Origin of the sequence: Bradyrhizobium tunisiense (genome assembly GCF_042263385.1) — a bacterium.
Taxonomy (GTDB): domain Bacteria; phylum Pseudomonadota; class Alphaproteobacteria; order Rhizobiales; family Xanthobacteraceae; genus Bradyrhizobium; species Bradyrhizobium tunisiense.
The window spans coordinates 33,654-59,832 of sequence record NZ_JBHLEV010000002.1; the positions used below are offsets into that span (position 1 = coordinate 33,654).

The 26,179-nt window shown below is 60.5% G+C and carries 21 protein-coding genes; 11 read left to right on the plus strand and 10 right to left on the minus strand.

Annotated elements, in window-relative coordinates:
* The first annotated feature begins 206 nt into the window (after positions 1–206).
* A complete protein-coding gene (locus ACFDR6_RS07695; RefSeq protein WP_212092607.1) occupies positions 207–650 on the plus strand; it encodes a winged helix-turn-helix transcriptional regulator in 444 nt (147 codons plus the stop codon).
* A 50-nt stretch (positions 651–700) separates the two neighbouring features.
* Here the strand turns inward: ACFDR6_RS07695 and ACFDR6_RS07700 are convergent, their stop codons facing one another.
* Positions 701–1,684: an NAD(P)H-binding protein gene (locus ACFDR6_RS07700; protein ID WP_375858538.1), complete on the minus strand. Its 984-nt coding sequence runs from the start codon at positions 1,682–1,684 to the stop codon at positions 701–703.
* A gap of 85 nt (positions 1,685–1,769) precedes the next feature.
* A complete protein-coding gene (locus ACFDR6_RS07705; RefSeq protein ID WP_375857949.1) occupies positions 1,770–2,744 on the minus strand; it encodes an alpha/beta fold hydrolase in 975 nt (324 codons plus the stop codon).
* A 182-nt stretch (positions 2,745–2,926) separates the two neighbouring features.
* Between ACFDR6_RS07705 and ACFDR6_RS07710 the strand changes: the two genes are divergently transcribed.
* Entirely contained in the window at positions 2,927–3,595 is a 669-nt protein-coding gene (locus ACFDR6_RS07710) for a TetR/AcrR family transcriptional regulator (protein WP_375857950.1), read from the plus strand.
* 44 nt (positions 3,596–3,639) lie between these two features.
* On the opposite strand, the gene ACFDR6_RS07715 is transcribed toward ACFDR6_RS07710, so the two are convergent.
* Positions 3,640–4,632 carry a LysR substrate-binding domain-containing protein gene (locus tag ACFDR6_RS07715; protein WP_375857951.1) on the minus strand — a complete coding sequence of 331 codons (993 nt, stop codon included), beginning with the start codon at positions 4,630–4,632 and terminating at the stop codon, positions 3,640–3,642.
* 118 nt (positions 4,633–4,750) lie between these two features.
* On the opposite strand from ACFDR6_RS07715, the gene ACFDR6_RS07720 reads away from it, so the two are divergent.
* From ACFDR6_RS07720 to ACFDR6_RS07740, 5 genes are all read left to right on the plus strand, one after another.
* On the plus strand, positions 4,751–5,572 hold the full coding sequence (locus ACFDR6_RS07720; RefSeq protein ID WP_317240105.1) for a class II aldolase/adducin family protein: 822 nt from the start codon (positions 4,751–4,753) through the stop codon (positions 5,570–5,572).
* A 37-nt stretch (positions 5,573–5,609) separates the two neighbouring features.
* A complete protein-coding gene (locus ACFDR6_RS07725; protein ID WP_375857952.1) occupies positions 5,610–6,401 on the plus strand; it encodes a class II aldolase/adducin family protein in 792 nt (263 codons plus the stop codon).
* Between the two features lie 259 nt (positions 6,402–6,660).
* A complete protein-coding gene (locus tag ACFDR6_RS07730) occupies positions 6,661–7,851 on the plus strand; it encodes an ABC transporter substrate-binding protein (RefSeq protein ID WP_375857953.1) in 1,191 nt (396 codons plus the stop codon).
* 120 nt (positions 7,852–7,971) lie between these two features.
* Positions 7,972–8,901: a 2-dehydropantoate 2-reductase gene (gene panE / locus ACFDR6_RS07735; RefSeq protein WP_375857954.1), complete on the plus strand. Its 930-nt coding sequence runs from the start codon at positions 7,972–7,974 to the stop codon at positions 8,899–8,901.
* Between the two features lie 160 nt (positions 8,902–9,061).
* The gene (locus tag ACFDR6_RS07740; protein ID WP_375857955.1) at positions 9,062–10,225 is read left to right on the plus strand and encodes a lactate 2-monooxygenase; all 1,164 of its coding nucleotides are present in this window, start codon (positions 9,062–9,064) and stop codon (positions 10,223–10,225) included.
* On the opposite strand, the gene ACFDR6_RS07745 is transcribed toward ACFDR6_RS07740, so the two are convergent.
* The 5 genes from ACFDR6_RS07745 to ACFDR6_RS07765 all read right to left on the minus strand — a co-directional run bounded on the left by ACFDR6_RS07745 (position 10,226) and on the right by ACFDR6_RS07765 (position 17,047).
* Positions 10,226–11,104 carry an alpha/beta fold hydrolase gene (locus ACFDR6_RS07745; protein WP_375857956.1) on the minus strand — a complete coding sequence of 293 codons (879 nt, stop codon included), beginning with the start codon at positions 11,102–11,104 and terminating at the stop codon, positions 10,226–10,228.
* 131 nt (positions 11,105–11,235) lie between these two features.
* Positions 11,236–12,396, minus strand: coding sequence for an iron-containing alcohol dehydrogenase (locus ACFDR6_RS07750; protein WP_212092598.1), 1,161 nt, complete (start codon positions 12,394–12,396; stop codon positions 11,236–11,238).
* A gap of 167 nt (positions 12,397–12,563) precedes the next feature.
* On the minus strand, positions 12,564–12,833 hold the full coding sequence (locus ACFDR6_RS07755; protein ID WP_375848938.1) for a DUF3551 domain-containing protein: 270 nt from the start codon (positions 12,831–12,833) through the stop codon (positions 12,564–12,566).
* The gene (locus tag ACFDR6_RS07760; RefSeq protein WP_375857957.1) at positions 12,834–15,944 is read right to left on the minus strand and encodes an efflux RND transporter permease subunit; all 3,111 of its coding nucleotides are present in this window, start codon (positions 15,942–15,944) and stop codon (positions 12,834–12,836) included. It lies immediately after the preceding gene.
* Entirely contained in the window at positions 15,944–17,047 is a 1,104-nt protein-coding gene (locus tag ACFDR6_RS07765) for an efflux RND transporter periplasmic adaptor subunit (protein ID WP_375857958.1), read from the minus strand. Before ACFDR6_RS07765 ends, ACFDR6_RS07760 begins: the two co-directional genes overlap by 1 nt.
* Positions 17,048–17,251: 204 nt before the next feature.
* Between ACFDR6_RS07765 and ACFDR6_RS07770 the strand changes: the two genes are divergently transcribed.
* Both ACFDR6_RS07770 and ACFDR6_RS07775 read left to right on the plus strand, forming a co-directional pair.
* Positions 17,252–17,830 (plus strand): TetR/AcrR family transcriptional regulator, encoded by a 579-nt coding sequence (locus tag ACFDR6_RS07770; protein WP_375857959.1) that lies wholly within the window; start codon positions 17,252–17,254, stop codon positions 17,828–17,830.
* Positions 17,831–17,898: 68 nt separating this feature from the next.
* Positions 17,899–18,699: an SDR family NAD(P)-dependent oxidoreductase gene (locus ACFDR6_RS07775; RefSeq protein WP_375857960.1), complete on the plus strand. Its 801-nt coding sequence runs from the start codon at positions 17,899–17,901 to the stop codon at positions 18,697–18,699.
* Between the two features lie 68 nt (positions 18,700–18,767).
* On the opposite strand, the gene glgX is transcribed toward ACFDR6_RS07775, so the two are convergent.
* Together glgX and ACFDR6_RS07785 are read right to left on the minus strand one after the other, a co-directional pair.
* Entirely contained in the window at positions 18,768–21,005 is a 2,238-nt protein-coding gene (gene glgX, locus ACFDR6_RS07780; protein WP_212092592.1) for a glycogen debranching protein GlgX, read from the minus strand.
* Between the two features lie 78 nt (positions 21,006–21,083).
* Positions 21,084–21,311, minus strand: coding sequence for a DUF3606 domain-containing protein (locus ACFDR6_RS07785; protein ID WP_212092591.1), 228 nt, complete (start codon positions 21,309–21,311; stop codon positions 21,084–21,086).
* Between the two features lie 439 nt (positions 21,312–21,750).
* On the opposite strand from ACFDR6_RS07785, the gene treZ reads away from it, so the two are divergent.
* Positions 21,751–23,541, plus strand: a complete 1,791-nt coding sequence (gene treZ, locus ACFDR6_RS07790; protein ID WP_375858539.1) for a malto-oligosyltrehalose trehalohydrolase — start codon at positions 21,751–21,753, stop codon at positions 23,539–23,541.
* Positions 23,542–23,815: 274 nt separating this feature from the next.
* On the plus strand, positions 23,816–26,155 hold the full coding sequence (locus ACFDR6_RS07795; RefSeq protein ID WP_375857961.1) for a TonB-dependent receptor: 2,340 nt from the start codon (positions 23,816–23,818) through the stop codon (positions 26,153–26,155).
* Positions 26,156–26,179: the final 24 nt, after the last annotated feature.

The following is a 26,179-nucleotide window of genomic DNA, read 5'->3' on the forward strand; positions in this document are numbered from 1 at the left end:
GTCCGGTTACAATCCGGCTGGGGGCGATGATCGGTCCGCTGAGACCCCTTGGCTGCACATGGCTTCCGAGCCATTGACAGGCCCCCTTGCGCTTTCGAAGAACCTTCCAGAATCCGAGGTGGCATGGCCGCCGGGAGTTTGCGGATAGTTTCAATTCCCGGAATATGGACTATATTTGGACAAGGTAGGAATTTGGACCATATTGGATGGCAAGAAACAGTCTGGATGCATCTTGTCCTGTAGCCCGCACGCTCGATATCGTCGGCGCGCGCTGGACGCTTCTCATCGTCCGGGACTTGCTTCCCGGCACCATGCGCTTCCAGGATCTTCAGGAGCGTCTGCCCGGCATGGCGCCCAATGTCCTCTCCGATCGTCTAAAGACACTTGAGGAGCACGGCCTCGTGCGCCGCGAGTTCTATAGCGATCATCCGCCCAGGGCGGCCTATACCCTGACGGACTCGGGCCGCGAGCTTGGCGTCGTCGTTCTGGCTCTCGGTCAGTGGGGCGTCCGGCACGTCAACGGGAGATTGAAGCCTGGCCTGCAGCACGACGAGTGCATTCGCCACCTACAGCAAGCCTCCGATGCCTTGATCCGCCGTCCGGTCCGACGCGTAAAATCCGGTGGCAAATCGGCAGCGAAAGCCGGTTAGAGACGCGAGACGTAGCCCGAGCTTCAGTTGAATGACGGGAGATCCTGCCGTCATGGCGTGCCGAGCGCTTCGCGGAGCCGCGGGGATCGCGCCAGCGCCCATTTGAAGGTCTTGGGAGCGCGTCCGAGCAGCCGCTCGAGCTCGCCAGTCGCGCCCTCGTACCGTCCACCGGCCGCGAGGCGGGTGATGGTTCTCAAGTGCTCCGCGGTATGGGGAACGCGAGCTGCGAGTGGTCCATTGATGTAAGCCTCGATCCACGCATCCAGATCCTGAGGAACATACGAAATGGGTCTTCCCAACGTGGCGGCGTAGTCCTCGGAGAAGCCTTCCATGTCCTTCGACTCGGGACCGGTGAGCTCGTAGGTCTTCGATACGTGCGCCGCAGGATCGATCAGGATCCTGGTGCAGACCTCCGCGACATCATAAGCGGCAATCGGTGCGATCTTTTGCCTGCCGAAGGGCAGATGAAGCTCGCCTGCACCCAGCAACTGCTTGAGCGGGAACCAGGCGAGAATGGGATTTTCGACGAACATGGTGGCGCGAACATTGACGACCGGCAGGCGCGACCAATTCAGGGCCTGTTCAGAGGCCCAATGGGCTCTCTGCTGCGGCGACCAGTCCGTGACAAGCCCTCCCAACCACTCTCGCCGCACCTCGGAAGGAGCCGTCATCCGAGAGAAGTTCATGTAGGACTGCTCGAACTCCGAAATGTTGACGAAGACCTCGAGATCTCCTTGCGCTCGCGCAGCGGCCGCCATCAAGACCGTTGCGTCGGTGTAGTAGTGGTTCAAGCTCATGCTGAAGTAGACACGGCGACAGCCTTTCAGCGCAGCTGCGACATCGGCGACGTTGAGCAGATCGCCCACGAATACCTCGGCACCCATTTGCCTGAGCGCTTGCGCCCGCTCGTCGTCCTTCCTTACGAAGGCGCGCACCGGATACTCGTCCTCGATGAGCATATTGATCATCGTCTTGCTTACGGAGCCGACGTCGCCGCCGGCGCCGGTAATCAGAATGGGGCTCGGTTTCGACATCGCAACTTCCTTTTCGAGGAGATGACGGGGCGTTCCTTTTGAGTGGAAAGGCAGTCCGCCGTAGCAGGACCGCGCCTTGCGGCGATCAGGTCTTGAGGAAAGGCAGAATGTGACCCAAAACAACCTCGGGCTTTTCAAGATGCAGGAAATGGCCGACGCCGGGCAGAACGACGCGTTCGAAGCCTTTCGTGAACGCCGCTGTCATGTCGTCGCTGAGCCGAGCTGACATGCAACCGTCTTCCTCCCCGTGCAGGTAGAGCGAGGGGACAGCGATCGGGCCGTTCGCGCGAGCTTCAAGGGCCTGAGCTTCCGCTTCGGGCGGCGGTGTGAACAGCTGGCGGTAGTAGGCAAGCGTCTGAGGCAGGACGCCAGGCTGTTTGAACGTCTCGATCAACGCGCTGCGATCCGAAGCCGGCATCTTGTAGCTGGGCGACCATTCCCGCCAGAGCCGATCGAGAAATGCGAACTCGTTGAGCTGAACGGCCGGCTCCGCAAAGCGCGTGTGAAAGAAGAACATGTACCAGCTTCGTCGCTGTTGCTCGCCATCGGCTACGAATGCCTGCGGCAGACCCTTCCCATAGGGGACCGCCAGCCCGACAAGCTTGCGGATCCGCGACGAGTCGAGGCTTGCTGCGGAGTAGGCTGCCCGCGCTCCGAAATCGTGGCCGACGACATGAGCCTGATCGGCCCCCAAGGCCTCGATCAGGGCGAGGACGTCCTGCCCGATCGCGGCGGCACGGTAGGATCCGTCAGGTGCTGCGCCACCAGCCCAATATCCGCGCAAGGCGGGAGCGACGGCCCGATATCCCTCCTGCGCGAGGCGATCCAGTATGTGGATCCAGCTTTGCGCATGATCGGGAAAGCCATGCAAGCATAGCACCAGAGGACCGCTCCCGGCTTCGAGGACCGGAAAATCGAGTCCATTGGCCCGAACCGTCCGCTTGCATATATCGCCCGACCGAGTCTGGCCCGCCTGCGCAGGAGCACCGGGGCGGTCGTCCAAAGGCGCAGAAATTCTCGTCATTGTCCCGTCCCTTGCGATCTGCATGATATCTAACATCCAGAAATTGGAGGGCGTAATTCAATGTTGAATAGGCGTAGCACCAGCTTTGCCATGTCGAGCCGCATCGGCATGAATTACGGTGGTCCAGAGCGCGGCAGAACCAGCGGATGCAGGACGGGTGCGGCAACATTGTCGCGCGGATTTTTCGGTCGTCGAGTCGCTCGTGACCGCGAGACAATATGCGATACGAAAAAGGACATAGAGCCGAAACATCCGCACGTATCGTGGATCGCGCTTCGGCTCGAATCCGCGAGCGAGGAGTTGAAGGCGTCAAGGTGGCCGGGCTCATGAAGGCCGCCGGTCTGACGCACGGCGGCTTCTATCTCCATTTCAAATCTCGGAGCGATCTGATCGAAAGAGCTTTCGCCCGGGCCATGAACGTATCAGTAGAGCAATGGCGGAAGCTGGCCGATCGATCCAGTCCCGGCGAACGCCTTTTGAATATCGTCGATTACTATCTCACGGACCGACACCGTGACGATGTCGCGAACGGTTGCGCTCTTCCGGCGCTCGGTGCCGAGGTTTCCCGGACCGGCGCCGGCGTCAGACGGACGTTTTCAAACGGTCTGAGAGGGATGATCGCCATTTTGTCCGAGGACATGAACGGCCCATCGAAGCGAGAAGCGATCGCCATCGTGTCTGAAATCGTGGGCGCATTGCTGTTGGCCCGCGCGGCGGATCATCGGGAATTCGCCTCGGAAATCATGAGCGTGGCTCGCGAACATGTCCTCGGCAACGAGCGGCAACTCCTCGGAACTACGAAAGCATCCCGTAAATCCTCGGTGCGGACCAGGCCCCCGGGTTCGAAAAGGCCCCACAAGCGCAAGAGATCCAATCATCTGGCGTGAGGCCCCGTTTGTCACCGGAGCGCACTTCCAACGGTGGCAGTGTTCTACACTCCGAGCTTTCCAGCATCGGTTTCCAAGGCCTTGGCCACGACTTTCAGCCATTTGTGGACAGCCTTGATCTTCTCGGACGAGCCATCGACCTTCCGATGGGTAAAGTAAAAGTCCCTCAGCGCGATGCTTTTCGAGCCCCAGTGCGCTATGACCGTCAAAGCGCCGCTGCTGACCAGCGGAGCGATCAGAGGGAAAGGCGCCAGGACTACGCCCATCGATGACCTGGCCATCTGTATGGCCGTCAAGAGGCTGTCGCCGACGAGGTCCGGTTCCTTCGTCGCGACTTGCGGTTCGTACTCCGCGAACCATCTCTGCCAAAGGTCTGGCGCAGTGGCGAACTTTATCAACGGCAGCCTCGTCAAGTCTTCCGGATGCCGAATGGGACCGCGGCGGTCCAACAGCTTCGGGTCAGCGCATGGGGCGGCGCGCGACCTGAGCAGCCGATGATAGGTCAGGCTGCCGAAAGGAGGCTCGCCGAACTGGACCGCGGCGTCGATATTGTCTCGCTCGAAATCGGCCGGGGTATTCTTCGCCTCCAGCCTCAGATCAAGCCCCGGATTATCGATACGGAATCTCTCGAGGTGCGGGAGCGCAGCGAGCATCGCAAACGTCGGCGTTACGCTGACCCTGACGATCGGGCCGCGCTTGCGATCCTCAAGGAGGTCGCTGGCGCGAAACAGTTCGTCGAAGGCGCTGAGCACGGCGCTGGCGTAAATCGCGCCGCTTTCAGTGAGTTCGACATTCCGGCCGCTGCGTCGCACGAGTTGAACGCCGAAGTGCGCCTCCAGCGTACGAATTTGATGGCTGATCGCAGATGGGGTGAGGTTTAGACTTTCGGAAGCAAGCTTGACGCTACCGGACCGTGCGAGAGCTTCGAACGCACGAAGGCTTGCCAAGGGCGGGAGGGTTGATCGGGCATTCGACATTTTGCGCTGAGCCAAATTCAACGATCCACAATCGATTTCAATTGTTTTTCCGCGGCTCACTGCCAGTCTAATGGTAGCCGCGGACACTCCGAACTTAACCTCATATCAGCGCCGCGTCGAACAATTCCCGTCACTGTGCCGTGGGCTTACGCGGCATATTGAATACGAAGGCAAAACGATGAGCGAGCACCCCCTTCAGGATCGACATGCCGGAGCCGTAGCGAAGATCGGCGTGGGCCTGCCACAGCCTCCTGTTTTCAAGACTCTGGTTGAAGAGAGACGGCACAGAAAGGAGCGCCTGGCTGCTGGATTGAGGCTCTTTTCGAAATTCGGATTCGACGAGGGGGTCGCGGGCCACATCACTGTGCGTGACCCGGAGTTCACGGACACGTTTTGGGTGAACGGCTTCGGGATGAGCTTCGGGTTGATTAAGGCCTCAGACCTCATTCGGGTCAACCACAAAGGCGAAGTCGTCGAGGGCAACTACCCCGTCAATGCCGCCGCTTTCGCGATTCACGCAAGTGTTCATGCGGCTCGTCCGGATTCGATTGGTGCAGCGCATTCGCACTCCACCCATGGCCGGGCGTTCTCAACGCTGGCTCGGAAACTGGAGCCGATTACGCAAGATGCCTGTGCCTTCTACAACGATCACGCTCTATACGAGGACTACGGTGGCGTGGCAGTCGAAGTGGACGAAGGCCAGCAAATCGCTCAGGCGCTGGGGCCGCACAAGGCGGCTATCTTGCAGAACCATGGACTTCTGACTGTCGGACAGAGCGTGGATGAGGCGGTCTGGTGGTTCATCACGATGGAACGGTCGTGCCAGGTTCAACTGCTTGCCGAAGCGGCGGCGGCGCGAACCGGCCAGGCTCTCAAGATCATTCCCGAGGAATCTGCGAAGCAGGCTTTCTCTATCCTCGGCTCACCGAGGACTGGATGGTTTCAGTTCCAGACGCTCTATTCGAAGATCGTGAAAGAGCAGCCGGATCTGCTCAACTGACGTGCCGACCAGCGATAAAGTCACTCGGAGGAATCGCATGAACGTCCAGACTTCACCTGGAAACATCAGCCACAACGCCATGGCCGCCGAAGAGCGGCTGGTCCGTCAGGATCTCGCTGCGCTGTATCATGTCTTCTTCGATCTGGGTTGGTGCGAGCACATCTATAATCATATCACGGCTCGCGTGCCGGGTCCTGATAAGAACTTTCTGATCAATTCGTTCGGGCTGGCGTACAACGAAGTCACAGCCTCCAATCTCATCAAGATCGATCTTGATGGGAACAAGGTTATGGACGTTCCGGGGCGTGTCAACGCGCCGGGCTTCACGATCCATTCTTCGGTTCATGCCGCGCGCGATGATGCCCATTTCATCGCCCATACGCACACGACGGCCGGTGTCGCTGTTGCTTGCACGGAAGAGGGGCTCTCGCATCACAGCTTCTACGGCGCGATGCTCTATGAGCAAATTGCGTACCATGATTTCGAGGGTATTTCGACGGATCTCGGCGAGCGCGAGCGCCTCGTGAAGTCTCTGGGCAACAAGAACTACATGATCTTGAGACACCACGGTCTTCTGACGTGTGGGAGGACGGCCGCGGAGGCGCTGTTCCGCATGACGGTCCTGCAACGCGCGTGCGAAGTGCAGATCGCCGCTGCAACTTTCGGCAAGGGCTGGCGGCCGCTGCCGGAAGAGATTTTGCGTCGCACGACGCAGCAGATGCAGAGCGAGGTTGCAAAGGGCTTCGACGAAAAAACCTCCTTTGGGCAAGATTCGTTCGAGGCATATCGTCGTGCTCTTGATGCAAGGGGCTCGCGCTACAGAGACTAGAACGTAACCGGCGCGGGCTGGTTGGACGCGGCCAGCTTTCGCATCGCAAGATCAAACAACATTCATCGTCCGGCACGCCTACCGCGACTGTTTCACGCGAGAGGACGCCGAGTGCTGCCTGCCGGAAGCCAGGCAAGGGCGAGTCAAAGCCGATCTCAAATGTGACCCCGGCGTCAGATGCGGGGCGCAGAACGGAAACGCCATTCGACGCCGTGAGCGTCTCATTGGAGGGAAAAGATCGATGTGGAAGGGGAAATTCATGCTCGCGACGCTGCTGCTTGCAACTGCACTGGCGTTTGCGCGGAAGGCCGAGGCCGAGGAGCCAGTCGGGGTTACCGCGACGGAGATCAAGGTCGGATCGACGTTTCCCTTCAGTGGCCCTGCCTCGGCGCTCGGCAACGTAGGCAAGGCATTGATGGCCTATGTCGAGTTCATCAATGACAAGGGAGGTATCAACGGCCGCAAGATCAAGCTGATTGCCCTCGACGATGCATACTCACCGAGCAAATCCGTCGAGCAAACCCGCAAGCTGGTCGAAAGCGAGGAGGTCGCATTTCTGTTCAGCCCGCTTGGGACAGCGAGCATTTCTGCGAACCTGAAATACGCCAATGCCAAGAAGGTGCCGCACCTCTTCGTTCTCTCAGGCGCGAACAAATTCACCAATCATGCCGAGTACCCTTACACCACGACCGGGCTGCCGAGCTATGATACCGAGGGCAAGGTGTATGCGAAATTCATAACTGAAAAGATGCCCGGTTCGCGCATTGCCATACTCTATCAGAACGATGATCTCGGGAAGGATTTTGTCGGCGCGTTCCGTTCATACATGAAGGACGATTTCGGCAAGCTGGTCGTGACAAAGTCCTACGAAGCGACCGATCCGACCGTCGATTCTCAGGTCGTGTCGTTCAAGAGCTCGGGATCAGAAGCGTTGTTCATCGCCGGATCACCGAAGTTCACGGCGCAAGCTCTCCGTAAAATCCGCGAAATCGGCTGGAGCCCTCTGACGGTCATCATCAATTCCACCACGTCGGTCGCGGGGACCCTTGCAGCCGCGGGACTCGACAACGCCAAAGGGGTGGTATCAAGCACGTTCCTGAAAGATCCGATGGATCCGGCGTGGGAGCACGACCCGGCAGTCAAAAGCTATCGTGCGTTTCTTGCCAAGTACATTCCAACGGGCGACGTGGCAGAGACACTTTACGTGGCTGGTGTCGTCCAGGGTGAAATGCTCGAGAAGATCCTTCAGCAATGCGGCGATGATCTGACGCGCGGCAACATCATGAAGCAGGCGCTGAACTTGAGGAATTTCTCGCCTTCGATGGCGCTCCCGGGGAGCGCGATCAATACCAGCGAGAAAAACAACCAGGCGTGGACGTCACTTCAGTTCGAGAGCTTCGACGGGAAAAGCTGGATTCCTTTTGGGAAGCTCGTCAGCGCCGTGGACTAGTCAGGCCTGTCGGTACCGGTGACGGTCACTGAGGCGCAACCTTCGGCGCTGCGGAGCCAGACGTCGGGTCCCGCCGTCAGCACGGAACGACGATCTTCCACGTCAAACAGGAGATGAATCTTGCGGATACTGGTAATCGGAGCGGGAGCCCTAGGCGGCTATTTCGGAGCAAGGCTCCTGGCTGCCGGGCGCGATGTCACTTTCCTCGTCAGGCCAGCTCGCGCGGAGGCGCTTCGCAAGAAGGGGCTCGAGGTCAAGAGCCGGACCGGCGATCTATATCTGGTATCCCCGCCGACCGTGATCTCCGAACGGCTCGAGGGGCCCTACGATCTGATCTTTTTGAGTTGCAAGGCCTACGATCTCGACGATGCCATACGGTCCTTCGCGCCTGCGGTTGGAGACGACACCGTCATCATCCCGTTCTTGAACGGCCTGCGTCATATTGACGTACTGAACGCCCGCTTTGGGAAGGAGAAGGTGTTCGGAGGTCAATGCGCCATCTCCGCGGCACTTTCCAGCAACGGCGAGATACTCCATCTCGTCGATCTGCATACGCTCAGCTTCGGCGAGCAGGACGGGAAGCGATCGAAGCGCCGCGACAAGATCCTCGCGGCATTATCGAACGCGAATTTCGATGCCGAAGCCAGCGATGACATCCTGCAGAACATGTGGGAGAAATGGGTGTTCATCGCCACCGCCGCGGGCGTGACCTGCCTGATGCGCGCCTCGATCGGAGACATCGTCGCCGCCGGCGCTTCGGGACTTATCGTGAAGCTTCTCGATGAATGCAGCAAGATTGCCGCGGACGCCGGCTTTGCACCTCGTCCAGCCTATCTGGAGCGCACGCGACCGCTCCTCACGGCGCCCGGATCTCCGCTGATGGCGTCCATGCTGCGCGACATCGAGAAAGGATCGCGGACAGAAGGCGACCACGTTCTGGGTGACCTCCTGGGACGGGCAGAACATGGCGCGGATGCCGTGCTTCTAAGCGCGGCCTACACCCATGTGAAGTCTTACGAGGCGCGTCGCACGAGAGAAACCATCAAGTAGAAGAGCAGGAGGTCGCACCGCTCTTGCGATCGACCGAGATTCGGTTCGGACGCCCCATCTGTGGGACGCGAAAAGGAAAATCGAGCGCGTTGGAGCGCCGTCCGAAGGGCTCCGTTCATGCTGGCTGCCGTCACGCCGATCAACAGAGGGGGAGAACACGTTGGGTCACTACGGCGACTATCAGACCGAAATCTATTTCGGCGGTCTCGGCGGCAAGCTGCCGAAACTGCCGGTCGGCTTCCGCGAATTGGAGGCCCGCGCGCATGCGGCGATGGCTCCCGGGCTCGTGGCCTACGTAGCCGGCGGTTGCGGCAACGAGCATACGCAAAACGTCAATGTCTCGGCATTTGAGCAATGGGGTTTGATGCCTCGCATGCTGGTTGGTGCTGCGAAGCGAGACCTGTCGATCGATCTGTTCGGGATGCGGTTTCCTACTCCGCTCTTCTTGAGTCCAATCGGCGTCATCGGATTATGCTCGCAAGACATGCACGGTGACATTGCGACTGCGAAGGCCGCGCAGAAGGCCGGCGTGCCGATGATGGCTTCGACCTTCAGCATCGATCCCCTTGAGACGGTGGCCGCCAAATTCGGAGATACGCCGGGTTTCTTTCAGCTCTATACGCCCACCGATCGGGAAGTTGCGGAGAGCCTGGTCCGTAGGGCCGAGGCGGCGGGATTCAAGGCGCTCGTGGTCACTTTGGATACATGGATCACCGGGTGGCGCCCGCGGGACCTCGACCTGGCGAACTTCCCTCAGTTTCACGGGGACGTTCTTAGCAACTATTTTTCGGATCCCGTGTTTCGCGGCCGGCTGCAAAAGCCTCCCGAGGAAGATCTTCCGGCCGCAATCATGCAATGGGCGAAAATCTTCGGAAATCCTCTGACTTGGAACGATCTTCCCTGGTTGAGTTCCCTGACCAGGCTTCCTCTCGTGCTCAAAGGCATCTGCCACCCTGATGATGCCCGGCGTGCGATCGATGCGGGGGTCGACGGCATCTTTTGCTCCAACCACGGCGGCCGCCAGGCAAACGGCGGCATTGCGGCGGTGGATCTGCTGCCCGGCATTGTCAGGGCCTCCGGCGACACGCCCGTTCTGTTCGACTCTGGGATACGATCAGGCACGGATGTTGTTAAAGCGTTGGCTCTGGGCGCGACGGCCGTCGGAATCGGCCGACCGTATGCCTACGGACTCGCGCTTGATGGAGTCGACGGGATCGTTCACGTGCTGCGATGCATTTTGGCGGAGGCGGACTTGCTGATGGCCGTCGATGGATACCCTCGAATCGCCGATCTTCAACCGTCCGCGCTGCTGGCGGTTCGCTGATTAACCCGCAAGGAACTTCAGGATAGCTCTCTGCGTGGCGTCGTGAGCTTCCTCGCACAGGAAGTGACCGGCCTCGACTGCTTCTCCTGTGACCTGCTTTGCCCAATGGCTCCAAATGATCAGCGGCTGAGCGCCCGCCGCGGCGATACCTCGGCTTCCGCAGATCACATGAAGGGGCGTCGTGATCTTTCGACCGGCATCAAGATCGCTCTTGTCATGCTCGAAGTCCGCATAGGCGCCGGCTCGGTAGTCTTCGCAAAGCCCATGCACGCGCTCGGGATCGCGCAACGCGCTTAGGTAGTGTTCCACGGCCCTGGGATCGAAACCCTCCGCGAACACCGGGCCGAAGAATCCGTCTGGGTCTCGCGAGATCAGCGTTTCGGGTAAAGGATGGGGCTGAGCCAGAAACGTCCAATGATAGATGCGAAGCGCCGAAAGACGGCTTAGATTCGTCCAGTAATTGTAAGTAGGCAAAATGTCGAGGACGACGAGCCGCGAAAGTCGTTCCGGATGATCGAGCGCCAAACGATAGCCGACACGTCCTCCCCGGTCATGGCCGGCCAAGGAGAAACGAGAGTGGCCGAGACTTTCCATCACCTCGACCATCGTCCGGGCCATTGCCCGTTTCGTATAGGGAGTATGGTTTGCATCAGTCGTGGGAACGTCGGACGCGCCGTATCCTGGAAGGTCGGCGATGACGAGCGAGAACCGTTCGGCGAGTGCCGGCGCCAAATGATGCCACATCGCATGGGTTTGAGGAAATCCATGCAACAGGAGAAGCGGCGGCCCCTTGCCGCCAACGCGCGCAAAGATGCGACCCGAACTTGTTTCGGCATTCACCGACGCAAAGCCGGGGAATAAATCAGTGAGAGCAGTCATCCTCACTCCGTATCAAGAGTGGCTCGAAGACACGTGAACGCTGTCTGCAAAGGGCCTGCATCAAACTGGCTCCCGCCGATCCTCTGCCGATCGCACGCACCTTAACCCATGAATCGCGCAAACCGGTTCAATCAAGCAGCCATTCGCAGCAGATCGACGATGTCGGCTTCGCTCTTGAACGGCCTCGGATTGGCTTGAACGAAGCGGTGATTGATCGCAATCTTGCTGATCTTCTCGAACTTGTCCTCGCCGACGCCGACGTCGGCCAGACGAGTAGGTAGTCCGAGGGCTTTGACGAAGCCGGCGAAAGCATCTCCAGCTTCCATATCGGGGCTGCCGAGAGCTGCCGCCAAGCGCTTCTGCGCATCCTCCGTAAAGGCTTTGTTGTACCGAAGCAGGCTCGGCATGATGACGGGCGTGCAGTAATAGTGAGGAACATCGAAAGTGCCGCCAAGCACGTGTCCGATCCCGTGGCTTGCCCCCATCGGAACGCGTGCCTGCAGACCGAAAGCGGCGAGCCACGAGCCTTGTTGCGATTGGCGTCGCGCTTCCAGATCATCCGGATGCTGCAGAGTGCGGAGCATGCCCTCGCGCAAAAGACGGATGCCCGCCAAGACCACTTCATCCGCCAATGGCGTGCCAGCCGGCGAGCATAGGGCTTCGATGCCGTGATCCATCGAGCGTGTCCCGGATCCCATCCACAGATTCATAGGCGTATTGAGGCTCAGGTCGGGATCAAGGATGACTGCCACGGGTGACATCTGCGGGTGGAAGAATATCTGCTTCAGCTTGGTGCGCTCGTCCGTGACGAGCGCTCCGGCATTGTATTCGCCGCCATTCAGCGTCGATGGCACTGCGATCTGCCGCACCTTGGGCGCGCGGAATGGAGAGAAGGGCACGCCGGGACCCATAACGAACGGGTCGAAACCTGCCTCATCGCGGATATCATGTTCCACGGCCATGATGACGATCTTCGCGAGGTCGACGGCAGAACCTCCACCGACGGCAACGATCAGATCAGCTTGAGCGTCGTTCGCTTGACACGCGACTTCAGCAGCTTGTTTTCGGGTCGTGTGCTGCGCAATTCCGTCGAAGGTCGCCACATGCTTGTTGCCGAGCGCGCGGCGAATCTTTTCGATCTCGTCGGTCTTCGTATTCAAGGTACGGCTGACCAGGAGGAAAACGCGGTTGGCATTCAGCCGCACGGCTTCATCATTCAAGGCCTCAGCTGCAGGCTTGCCGTAGACTACACGATCGATTTCGGGAAAGTGGTGTATCCCAACCTTGCGCATTCGTTTCCCCTGGATTGTTTGTTGATGTAAGTCACTTTAGTATTAATAGTGACTGGGCGCAACGGCCATCTTTTCTGGCGCCGGATCGAGGCCAGTCATGTGGTTGCGAGCCGAGCTCCGCCTCGGCGAAGCCCGGCTCGACCAAAATATGGCGGACAGCCTTTGGTTCAGTCCGCCGCCATGGCGGATCCCTCGGATGGCCACGGGTGGCGAGCGCAGCTCCCACCGCGACCGGAAATGAGGATGATGCACTGCTCGAGTGTATCGAAGCTGCATTTCGGCGTGTCGGAGGAATGGTCTTGAAGACAGTATCCGTAGGCGTTTGTTGAAGCCGCCGGTGCAACGCTCAAGTAGTCTGCGCCAGCCAAGCCGGCGAAGACAATCGAGAGGAGAGTGAAGAGCTTGCTCAATATGGTCTCCTGCGCTCGAGCCGTCATCTATTCGGCAGCCATTGCCGGTTGTGCATGCGCCTCTTCCGTCGTTCCCGCATGCGTCCCGTCAGCGGTCGGCTTGACTCGGAACCACGCGGCATAGAGCGCCGGGAGGAACAGCAGGATCAGCACCGTTCCGACTGCGGTGCCGCCGATCAGCGTGTAAGCCATCGATCCCCAGAAGACGGAGTGCGTGAGCGGGATGAAGGCCAGCACCGCAGCAAGCGCCGTGAGGATCACGGGCCTGGTGCGTTGCACGGTGGCCTCGATGACGGCGTGATAGTCGTCAAGTCCGGCGGCAAGGTTTTCCTTGATCTGTTCGGTCAGGATCAGAGTGTTGCGCATCAGGATGCCGGCCAGTCCGATCAGGCCCAGGATCGCGTTGAATCCGAACGGCTGGTTGAAGAGGAGCAGTGCCGGCACGACGCCGACGAGGCCGAGCGGTCCCGTCAGAACGACCATGGCCATCATCGAGAAGGATCGCACCTGCAGCATGATGACGATCAGCATGGCGGCAATCATGGCCGGAAAGATCGTCGCGAGCGCGTCGTTGGCCTTGGTTGCCTCCTCGATCGATCCGCCCAGCTCGATACGATACCCGGCGGGAAGGGAGGCGATCAGGGGCTGGAGGGCCGTCCTGATTTCCTTGGAGACCTCCGGAGGTTGGGTCGCCTCATTGATATCAGAACGAATTGTGACGACCGGCGTGCGATCGCGCCGCTTCATGATCGGCTCTTCGAGCCGGATTTCGGAATGGCCGACCTGGTCGAGCGGAATCGCGCGGCCGTCCCTGCTCATCAATGAGAAATCCGCCAGACGCGACGGATCCAGCCGTTCGCCGCCGGCGCTACGCGCCACGATGGGGACATTGCGGATATCCTCGCGAACCTGTGTCACGGCGATGCCGGTGAGCAGGAACTGGAGTTGACGGCCGACCTCGGCCGGCGAAAGGCCGATCAGGTTCAGCCGATCCTGATCCGGGATGAAGCGGAGCACGGGCGTGCGATCGCCCCAATCCCGATTTGCCTGCCGTGCGTCATGAACGCCACGCATGACTTCGAGAGCCTTCTGAGAGATGGCATACAATTGAGCGGGATCCGGTCCCATGATCCGGAACTCCACCGGGAAGGGCGTGTAAGGTCCGAACACGAGTTGGGTGACGCGCACATTGGCCTCGGGTGCGAGGCCCTGTGACAGGGTCTGTCGGAGCCGGTGCTTCAAAGTCTCGCGCGCCTCTGCGTCAGGCGTCAGGACGACGATCTTTGCGAAGGCCGGATCGGGCAGCTCGGGCGCCATCGCGAAGAAGAAGCGGGGCGCACCCTGACCGACATAGCTCGTGACGATCTTGGCCTCGGGTTGATCGTGCAACCAATGCTCGAGCTTCTCGACGGTGGCCGTCGTCGTCTCGATGCTGGTGCCTTCCGGCAGGCGAACCTCCACCAGCACTTCCGGGCGATCCGAGGTCGGGAAGAACTGCTGCTTGACGCCACTCATGCCGACGATGGAAAGTGCGAAGGCGACGGCGACGATGCTGCAGGTCAGGAATTTGTGGCGGACGGCGAGGGTGATGAGGCCGCGCAGGCGCCGATAGTTGGGCGTGCCGTAAATTGCATGGTGGCCGCCCTCGACCGGCTTGATCGCCGGCAGCATCTTGACGCCAAGATACGGGGTGAAGATCACCGCGACGATCCAGGAGACGATGAGGGCGAACCCCACGACCCAGAAGATGTTTCCGGCGTATTCGCCGGCCGTCGAGCGCGCAAAACCCACCGGCAGGAAGCCTGCGATCGTTACGAGCGTTCCGGACAGCATCGGCGCCGCGGTGTGGCTCCACGCATAGGCCGCCGCCGAGATGCGGTCCATGCCCTCTTCCATTTTCACCACCATGACCTCGATCGCGATGATGGCGTCGTCAACGAGGAGACCGAGCGCCAGGATGAGGGCGCCGAGCGTGATGCGGTCGAAGAACCGGCCGATTTCCAGCATGATGAGGAACACGACGGCGAGCGTCAGTGGCACTGCCGCCGCCACGACGATGCCGACACGCCAGCCGAGGCTCAGCAGGCTCACCAGCAGCACCACGCCGAGCGCCATCGCAAATTTCATCATGAATTCGTCGACCGCCGAGGTGATGTTGACGGCCTGATCGCTGACCTTGGCCAGGGTCATCCCGAGCGGCAGTGTCCCGGCGATGGCTGCGGATCGCTCCTCCAGCGCCTTGCCGAGCGCCAGACCATTCCAGCCCTCCTGCATCACCGCTGCGAGCATGATGGTGGGCTCACCCTGGTGCCTGATGATGTAGGTGGGCGGATCCTCGTAGCCGCGTCGGACCTCGGCAATGTCGGAAAGCTTCAGCGTCCGCCCGGCCGCGACAATCGGCGTGTCGGCAATCGCCTGGACGCTGTCGTAAGCGCCATCGACCCTGATGAAGACCTGCGGCCCCTTGGTGTCGATGGAGCCTGCTGGTGTCAACGTGTTCTGCCGCTGCAAAGCGGCAACGATATCCGTTGCTGATACGCCGAGGGTTGCCAGCTTGGCATAAGAAAATTCGACGAAGATCTGTTCGGGACGCTCGCCGAGGATGTTGATTTTCTTGACGCCGGGCACGTGCAGGAGGTCCTGACGGATGGTCTCGGCTTGCCTGGCGAGCTCGCGCATCGGCATGCCCTTGGCCTTGAGCGCGTAAAGGGCGAAGCTCACGTCCGAATATTCGTCGTTGACGAAGGGGCCGAGCACGCCGGAGGGCAGCTTGCGGGCTTCATCTCCCAGCTTCTTGCGGGCTTGATAGAACTCTTCCTGCACGCTCGATGGCGGCGTGCTGTCCTTCAGCGTCACCGTCATGTAGGCATAGCCGGGCCGCGTCGTCGTCTCCACCCGGTCATACCAGGTCAGTTCCTGAATTCGCTTCTCCAGGGGCTCGGCGACCTGATCCTGCATCTCGCGTGCCGTCGCGCCCGGCCAGACCGTCGTGACCGTCAGGGTCTTGATGGTGAAGGACGGATCCTCGGCCCGCCCGAGCATGAAGAAGGCATAGGCGCCGGCGGCTGCCAGCAAGAGGATGAAGAACAGGGTGACGGCGCGTTCGCGAACGGCGAGGGCGGAGAGATTGAAGCTCATCAGTTGCTCCTGTTTTCCGGCGCGGTCCTGACGCGGGCGCCCTCGTGCAGAAGATGTGCGCCGAGGGAAACAATCTGGTCACCGGACTTCGATCCGGAGATAACGGCCGTTTCGCTGGTCACACGCAGAAGCTTGACGGGCTGCAGGCGCACGGTTGAGGTCGCGCTGTCGAAGACCCAAACGCCGGTCGTTCGGCCGTCATCGAGCACGGCTCCTAGCGGCACCTGAACCTCCGGCTGATGATCCTGGCTTGCAAGCCGAATAGTGACCGTTGCGCCGAGCGGTGCCGCCGCAGCCTCACCATCGAGCACGTAGCGGGCTTCATAGGTGCGGGTCTGGGGATCTGCGGAATCCGACAACTGGCGCAGATGCGCGCTGTGGCGGCGCCCATCGCTCCCATAGAGGCTTGCATCGGCAAGCGAACCAATCGCCGGCCGGATCGTTTCGGGAAGCGCGACCACAGCTTCGCGAGGACCGGACTGTGCCAGCCGAACCACCGCCTGGCCGGCAGCGACGACTTGCCCCGGCTCGCCAAGCGTCTGGGTGACCGTTCCGTTCGCATCCGCCACCAGGACCGAATAGGTCGCCTGGTTCTCCGCAACCTCTGCGTCGGCTTCCGCCGCGGCAAGCTGCGCTTTGGCGGTGTCCGATGCGGCCTTCGCCTGTTCGTAGCGCTGCTTCGAAGTCCATCCGTCGCTCACCAAGTTGGCGTAGCGCCGCTCGTCGGCGTCGGTCTGAACGACAACTGCACGCGCCGCTGCGACGGCATTGCGCTTCGCTGTGACCGCGAGGCGCAGGTCGGTTTCGTCGATCCGCATCAAGGGCTGCCCGGATTTGACCTGCTCACCGACATTCACGAGCCGTTCGACGATCTTACCGGCGACGCGAAAACCGAGATTGCTCTCCACGCGCGCGCCGATCGTCCCGGTAAACCCTCGTTCGGATCCGCTGACCCGCGCGGCCGCGACGAGACGGACCATCGGGGCCTCCTGCCTGGGGTCAGCGACCGCGGAGGCTTCATGGGAGGGAATCGCAAGAGCAACGAAGGTTGCCACCCCAGCTGGGACCAGAATACCCGCGAGCACCGCAACACCCCTTTTCATGACCGTCTCCTTTCGAGAATTAGATTTCATGCGAACTCTATATCTAAATTAGATTTCGATCACAATCTAAAAGTTCGAGCGATAACGGCAGCGTGACCCTCGGTCCGGATATCGGTGTTTAGATACCGGGATCTGGATTGATAGATTGCAAATCAACTCTATATTGGATATAGAGGTCGTACGAAATCCAAATGGAGATCCACGATGCGAGTGAGTCGCACACAGGCGGCTGAGAACCGCCAAACCGTGATCAATGTGGCCAGCCGCCTTTTCAGGGAGCGCGGCTTTGATGGCATCGGCCTCAAGGATCTGATGAAGGGGGCCGGGCTGACCCAAGGCGCCTTTTACAAGCAGTTCGCATCAAAAGAGGATCTGGCGGTGGAGGCGTCCAGGCGCGCATTGGAAAGCGCATCCGGCCGATGGTCGGACGCGGCCGCGGCACATCCTGACGATCCACTCGGCGCAGTGATCGGGTTTTACCTCAGCGGCGATCATCGCGGAGAGAAGATGGACGGCTGCCCGATCGTGGCCCTCGGCTCGGATGCCGCCCGACAGGGCCCCGAGGTGAAGGCGGAATTCGAAGCAGGAATCAAAGCGCATCTCGACGTGCTCGCCCGCTTTCTCGGCGGAGCTGGCGACGAGGCCTCCCGCAGCAAGGCCATGGCCATTCTCGCGACGATGGTCGGCGCGGTGACGCTATCGCGCACGATCAACGATCCTGATCTGGCTCAGGCCGTTCTGGATGCCGCGGCGAAACAGGTTCGAGACGCCGCTGCCGCTTGAAAGGATGGGCCGGCATTCTGATTGAGAATGTGCCCGAGCTCCATTTCAAATAGATGAGGACGAGAACGATGTCGCATGAAGCAATGAACAGCTTCGCCGGAAAATGGGCTCTGATCACGGGGGCCTCAAGCGGCTTCGGCCTTGAATTCGCAGATCTGCTGGCGGCGCAGAAGGTCAATCTCGTCTTGGCGGCCCGACGGCAGGTTCCCATGGAAAAGCTTGCCTCCGATCTCCGCCGCAAATACGGGGTGGATGTGCTGGTCGAGGCGATCGACCTTGCGGCGCCGGGCGCGGCTAGCCGCCTCAAGAGCAATCTCGACGCGAAGTCGGTGGCGATCGACATCTTGCTGAACAATGCCGGATACGGTTTGCACGGCGATTTTTTGGACACGTCAATCGAGCGCACCGCGGACATGATCCAGCTCAACATCACGACCGTCACGGAGCTGACCTATCTGTTCGGCCGGGACATGGCCAAGCGGCGATCCGGCCATATTCTTCTCATCGCCAGCCTTCTCGGCTTTCAGGCCGTTCCCAGTTACGCAGCCTATGCAGCAACCAAGGCTTATGTACTCGCTTTTGGCGAGGCCCTGCATGACGAACTCCGCCCGCACGGCGTGGTCGTCACCAGTCTCTGCCCTGGGCACACCGCGACGGGTTTCGATGCTGCTGCCGGCGCAACCGCCTCGGGCTTGCTGCGCCTCCTCACCATGAAGCCGCGTCCGGTCGCCGAGACGGGTATTCGGGCGCTCATGCAAGGAAAGGCCATGGTGATCCCGGGCCTGGCGAACAACATGGCTGCCTTTTCAAATCGCCTGACGCCGCGATCAATGCAAAGAGCCACTATGAAAAAGATAATGGACGCTTGACCTGGAGCGGCCACGTGTGGGCGCTCATCGAAACAGCGTAGGCCCTGACTGCAACCGAGACCGTTGATCTAGCCGGACAGAGGTGTGTCAGCGATATCCAGCAGCGCGCCAAGACCCTGGCGTAAGCGGCGCGTGGCGATATTGTCGTTGGCAAGCCCGAACACCAGCAGCGATCGCCCCGTCACGGCATAAGCGTGCCCGAACTCGAACTCGGCCATCCGCTCGTCCGGCCGGTTGGTGTCGATCAGGCCCAGCCAACTCAGACCGTCGGCGACGGCGGGCAATGTGAAGTTCACGACGTCGTGGTGCGCGTTGTAGACCAGAAGCATGGTGGCATCCGAGCCGCGGCGCCGGATTCCGGTCTCTTGCGCTCGCCCGTCGAGCAACATGCCGAAGCATTTGGCGTTGCCGTCCTGCCACTGCTCCGTCGTCATCTCCTCGCCGGATGGAGACAGCCAGGCCACGTCCTTGACGTCGAGCTCTTCGTTGTGCGAGCCAACCAGGAAGCGGCTGCGGTAGAGAATGGGGAAGGCTTTGCGTGTGGCGATCAGCTTGCGCGCGAATTCGCGAAGGCTGCGACCATTGGCGGTGATGCCCATCCAGTCCAGCCAGGTGGTCTCGTTGTCCTGCGCATAGGCATTGTTGTTGCCCTTCTGCGTATGCCCGAATTCGTCACCGGCGAGCAGCATCGGCGTGCCATGCGAGAGCAGCATCGTCGCGAGCAGATTTCGTTTTTGGCGCTCGCGCAGCACCGTGATCTCGGGGTCGTCGGTCGGCCCCTCTGCACCGCAGTTCCAGGAATGGTTGTTGCTGTGACCGTCGCGATTGTCCTCGCCATTCGCCTCGTTGTGCTTCTCATTATACGATACGAGATCGTTGAGATTGAAGCCGTCATGGGCCGTGACGAAGTTGACGCTGGCCCAGGGCCGGCGGCCGCGCTTGTTGAAGAGATCACCCGACCCGGAAATGCGTTTGGCAAAGTCGGCGATCGTGCCCGGATCGCCTTTCCAGAAGGAACGTGCGGTATCCCTGAACTTGTCGTTCCACTCTGCCCATCCCGGCGGAAACTGGCCGACCTGATAGCCGCCCGGCCCGATGTCCCAGGGCTCGGCGATCAGCTTCACACTGGAGAGTACGGGATCCTGGCGGCACGCATCGAGGAAGCCACCGCCTTCATCGAAGCCGTAGGGCTCTCGCGCCAGGATGGTTGCCAGGTCGAAGCGGAAGCCATCGACCCGCATCTCGGTGGCCCAGTAGCGCAGGGAATCGGCGACCAACTGGAGCACGCGCTGGTGTGAGAGGTTCACCGTGTTTCCGGTGCCGGTGTCGTTGATGTAGTAGCGCTTCTTGTCCGGCAGCAGGCGGTAGTAGCTGGCGTTGTCGATGCCCTTGAACGACAGCGTCGGGCCGAGCTCGTTTCCCTCCGCGGTGTGATTATAGACGACGTCGAGGATGACCTCGATGCCATGGGCATGAAACTGGTTGACCATGGCCTTGAATTCGTTCGCGGCCGGCGTCTTGAGGTAGCGCGGCTCCGGTGCGAAGAAGGCGATGGAATTGTAGCCCCAATAGTTGCGCAGGCCCTTCTCGACCAGGTAGCTGTCGTCGACGAAGGCGTGGATCGGCAACAGCTCGGCGCTGGTGATGCCGAGCGAGCGCAGATAGGCCGGGATTTCGAAGTGCGCGAGCCCCGAGAACGTGCCGCGGTCTGCCTCGGGGACGAGCGGATGGAGCTGGGTAAAACCCTTGACGTGCATCTCGTAGACGATGGTCCGTTCCCACGGTACTTCCGGCTTGCGCGCTGCGCCCCAGGTGAAGGCCGGATCGATGACCGCACACTTCTGCATTAAAGGCGCGCTGTCGCGTTCGTCGTAGGACAGATCCTTGTCAGCATGGTCAAGGACGTAGCCGAACAACTCGGGCCCCCAGCGCAGTTGGCCGATCAACTGGCGGGCATAGGGATCGAGCACGAGCTTGTTGGGATTGAAGCGGTGTCCGGCATCTGGTTCGTAGGGGCCATGGACGCGGTAGCCGTAGACGGTGCCGGGACGGGCAGAGGGCAGATAGCCGTGCCAGACTTCGTCTGTGTATTCCGGGAGCTCGATCCGCTCCAGCTCGGTCTCGCCGCTATCGTCAAACAGGCAGAGCTCGACTTTGGTGGCATGGGCCGAAAACAGAGCGAAGTTCACGCCAAGGCCGTCCCAGGTGGCACCGAGCGGAAACGGTCTGCCCTCGGTGATCCGGGAACGGCGTAGGCTCGACACCGCCCTCGCCAGGGCGTCGTCTGAATGTACTGGCCGATCCATGTCTTTCCCCCAGGAATTGAGTCCGTCAGGACGCCGGCGCGATTGTCGCGGCTTCGCCAACCGCTTGGTCCGTGGCGGCTACGGGGGGATCACCGCGGCAGCAGACGCATCGGCCGACGGCGTCAGCGCCCGGGCCCTTTGCTGCTCGGCTTCCTTGTTGATTGCCGAAATGGAGTTGCCGATTCGACCAACGATCGCGGTCAGCTCGGCGTCGGAAAGACGCAGTCGCTTCTTGACCAGGCGCACCTGAGCCCGATCGGTCAGGTCCAGCTTATTGCGGATCGGCGGCCGTTTAGCGCGCTGCATGGGGATGACTCCTGTCTGTTGGAGCAACCGCCGGGCCGGCCGTTCTGTTCCAGAACAGCCTGCCGAATGCACGGAGGCGCGCTTATGTTTCCTGGATCGATACCTGGTACAGGCTTCGTATGAGCTCCCTGAATCCACCCGACCGAAGGCCCGGCCGATGGTGGCCCACCGCATGTGATCGAGCGGTCATTCATGCCGGAGGTCGAGAACGCCAGGCCAGGACTTCCCCAAGTTGTGCCACCGAGGAGGCTTTCTTCCAGCTTCGGTCCAAAAGTGCACACAGCTCCCAACCCCCAATCCGATGCCGTCTTCGAGGAACGAATGCGTGCATCTCAGCTTTCCCGTGCTGAGCATGCTTAAGGCGATCGTGAAATAGAGCCTGCCGGAGAATGTCAAAGCATGCAGGCGAAAGGCGAGCAGGTTGAATCAAAGACTGGGAATAGCCGAACAGGCGCGGCGTCATGGTCCTCAAATCATCGACCACGGCGTCTCGTTCAATCTCTGGGCGCCGACCGCTCGGTCTGTCGAATTACTCGAAGTCGGCCAGCCGCCACGCTCCATGCCTCGCGACGATGAGGGGTGGCATCAGTTGCTCAGTCCGACCGCACGTGCCGGGACGCGCTACCAGTTCAGGATCGACGGCGATCTGACCGTTCCCGATCCTGCCTCCCGTTTCCAGCCTGACGATGTCGGTCAGCCCAGTGAAGTGATAGACACGGCGCTGTTGCGGGACCCGATCTTATACCCGGGCCGCCCTTGGTCGGAAGCCGTTATCTACGAGCTGCATGTCGGTGCCTTCAGCGAGGAGGGTACCTATGCCGGCGTCGAGAAAAGGTTGCCCTATCTGCGCGATCTCGGCATCACCGCGATCGAGCTGATGCCGCTCAACGATGTGCCGGGACGGCACAACTGGGGTTACGATGGCGTGCTGCTGAACGCGCCGAATGCACGCTACGGCCGACCGGAGGATCTCAAACGGTTGCTGCGCGCTGCGCACGCCCTCGACATCATGGTCTATCTCGACGTCGTCTATAACCATTTCGGGCCGCAACTGAACTATCTGCACAGCTATGCCGAGAACTTCTTCACCAAGCGCCATGCCACGGGTTGGGGCCCTGCCGTCAACCTCGAAGGCCGTGATGGCGCGTTCGTGCGCGAGTTCCTGATCGAAAACGCGCTCATGTGGCTTCGCGACTACGGCTTCGACGGACTTCGTCTCGACGCGGTGCATGCCTTGAAGGACGATTCCGAACGTCATTTTCTCATCGAGCTGGCAGAGACCGTGCGCGGCCAACTGGCAGGCCGGCGCGTGCATCTGATGCTGGAGAACGAGGCCAACCAGGCGCACCTTCTCGATCGCCGGCAGGGCCGGGTCGCGCACTACGATGCGCAGTGGGGTGACGATTTCCACAATGCGCTCCACGTGCTGCTGACGGGAGAGAACGAGGGATATTACCGCGCCTTCGCAGACAAGCCGCTCGACCATCTTGCGCGCTCCCTCACCGAGGGCTTTGCCTATCAGGGCGAGGTCTTTCCGCTGCACGATGCTCCGCGCGGAGAGCCGAGTGCGCACCTGCCGCCGGAGGCCACGATCTTCTTCGCCCAGAACCACGATCAGATCGGCAATCGCGCGCTGGGAGAGCGGCTATCGGTGCTGGTCAGTTCCGAAAAGCTCAGGCAGGCTCTTGCGCTCGTTTTGCTCAATCCTCACGTCCCGATGCTGTTCATGGGAGAGGAGGCAGCCGCCGACACACCATTTCTGTTCTTTGCGGACTGGTCCGGCGAGGCGGCGGATCTGACGCGCGAGGGCCGGCGCAGGGAGTTCGCGCATTTCAAGGCGTTCTCGACGCCGGAGTTGCGCGCCCGGATTCCGGATCCTTGTGACGATCGAACATTCCTCGCTTCCAAGCTGAACTGGGCGGGCATCGACAGCGCATCCGAATTTCGGGCGCTGACGGCCGAGCTGCTGAGGATTCGGCGGGAAAAGATCATTCCGCTGATCAAGGAGGGATTTGTCTCAGCCGCGCGTGGAACGATTCAGAATGGCGGTCTCGATATCCGCTGGCGGACGGGTGGCGGCGAGACGCTGCAGATTGTGGCGAGCTTTGCCGAGTGCGAGCTTCCGATGCCGGCACCTGTCGACGGAATCGTCTTGTGGCGATCACGGGCCGACTCGGCCAACGTGCTGTTTCCAAATGACATCGTCGTTCGACTCTATCGGGAAGCCTGACGGGCGTGGAAGCTGCCAGTCCAGGCCATGGGAGCTCGCCGCCGGTTTGACGCAAAGTGTCGTCGACGTGCCGTATGCGGCTCGACGATTAGAACGATTACAAAATAGAAGAATTAAAAATCGGATGACGCAATTGGAATGAAGATCGATCCTCCAATCGCGACGGTTTGTCGTGCAACCTTAGATAATTTCTAGTTCTCAATTCCTTCTCGCAGCACCCTCGCATGTTAGGAAGCGTGGGGACTTGCTTGCGAGTGGAAATTGGGGTGCAGGAATGAGGCGTGAACTCTCGACCAGGAAAATCGTACGGACGCTATCGCTGGGAGCGGTGAGCTATCTCGCGCTGTCGCTGGAACCCTCGGGTGAATTTCAGCAGGCGCTTGCGCAAACGAATTTGCCGCCGGTGACCGTCGATGCTCCCAGGCCGAGAGTTCGTCAGCCGATCCAGAGATCGCAGTCGACCCGCGCCTCGCGAGGACAGCGATCCGTCGCCGCGGCGGCTCCGCGCCAGGCGGCACCCGTTCCCTATGTGGTGCCCTCGACCGGTACCATCGGCACGGTGCCACCCGCCTATGCAGGCGGCCAGGTCGCAACAGGCGGAAGCCTGGGTCTTCTCGGCAATCGCGGCGTCATGAACACGCCGTTCAACCAGACCAGCTATACGGCGGAGCTGATACAGAACCAGCAGGCGCGCACCATCGGGGACGTCTTGTTCAACGATCCGTCGGTTCGAATGAAGACGCCCGCTGGCAACGGTATTGATGGCGCGTACATCAGAGGCTTTTGGCACGACAGTGGCGACTATTCCATGAACGGTCTGTACGGAATGGCGCCGTTCTATTCAACATCGGCCAATTTCCTCGAGCGCGTCGAGGTTTTGAAGGGGCCAGGCGTTCTTCTCGGCGGTATGCCGCCATCGGGCGCCAATGGTGGCAGCATCAATCTAGTAACAAAGCGAGCTCCCGACACCGACATCACGCAGCTGACCGCACTCTATATTTCAAAGTCTCAGTTCGGGCTGCAAACCGATGTGAGTCGGCGATACGGCGAGCATAAGGAATGGGGAGTCCGCTTTAACGGCATGGGACGGGGGGGGTCGACAGCGTATGACCGACAAACCGATCAGTTCGGCAACGCGGTGCTCAATCTTGACTACCGCGGCGAGCGTGTCCGCTTTTCCACCGATCTCGGTTATCAGGCCGACAATCTCAAGCCGCCCTTGCGATTCCTGACGTTTACCAGCAGTCCTCCTTTTGCGACCACCATCCCGGTGCCGGCACTTCCGAAGCCCGGAGCTAATTACATGCCGGACTGGGCGACGTGGAAGCCGAGAGATGCGTTCGCCTTGACGCGAGGTGAAGTTGATCTAACGGAGTCGGTGACTGCGTATGGCGCGGCCGGATATCACAGGAGCGAGATTGACTACGTCTACCCGTCGCCGCGCATCACGAGTGCGAACGGAAACTGGACGGCCGTTCCGTTCAGCGGGCGTGATGTATATGACAATTATACGGGTGAGGCTGGGCTGAGGGCTTCGGTCGATACCGGGCCTATCAATCACCTGTTGACCGTAAACTATTCGGCCTTTGAGCGAGATTACAGTTCGTTCGGCAGGGCAGGTGCTGCGATCAATTCGAACCTGTATAATCCGCTTCCGATCCCTTACCCGAACTTCGCTACGGTTGTCCAAAATCTGGAGACGCGGACCAAGCTAACAAGCATTGGTGTCGCCGACACGATGTCGATGCTCGACAACAGATTACAGTTTGTCATCGGGGCGAGGCGGCAAACAGCAGGTGTCGATAGTGTGAATCTGTTGACCTCTGCCAAATCGAGTGTTGACGTTCCGACATGGAGCCCCGGCTATGCAGTAATCGTCAAGCCGTTGGAGAATATCTCGCTTTACGCAAATTACATCGAGGGCCTCAAGGCGCCTGAAGTCGTTGTCGGAGCCACGTCTTACTCGAACGTTGGCGAGATCATTCCTCCTGCTCAGACCAAGCAGAAGGAAGTTGGCATGAAGGTCGATATGGGGCGAATTGGCTTCACGGCAAGCGTATTCGACATCACCAGCCCGAACATCATCTCGGTCGCCGTCCCGGGACAAGTCTTGCCCGCAAGGCGACTTTCCGGCGAGCAGCGCAATCGGGGATTTGAACTTTTCACCTTCGGCGAAGTGACGCCGACCTTCCGATTGCTGGGTGGTGTGACTTTCATTGACGGCGAAGTCGTCAGACAGGCGGTCTCCGTTGGATCGATCATTGTCAATTACAACGGCAAGATTCCCGTCGGTGTGTCGGCGGTCAACCTCAATCTGGGAGCCGAGTGGGATACTCCGTTTCTGCGGGGGCTAACCATGACGGGGCGGGTCATCTATACCAGCGAGAGCTACGCCAACGATGCGAATACGCAGCAGCTTCCCGCGTGGACGCGCGTGGATCTTGGTGCGCGATATACGTTCCTCTCGCCATGGAACGGCAAGCCGATCATCGTTCGCGCCAGCGTCGAGAACGTCTTCAACGAGGCGTATTGGAACTCCTATCGCACGGTGAGCAGCGCAGTATCGCTCGGTGCTCCACGCACCTATCTACTTTCAACGACCTTCAATTTCTGAAACACTACGTCATCGTTGCAGCAA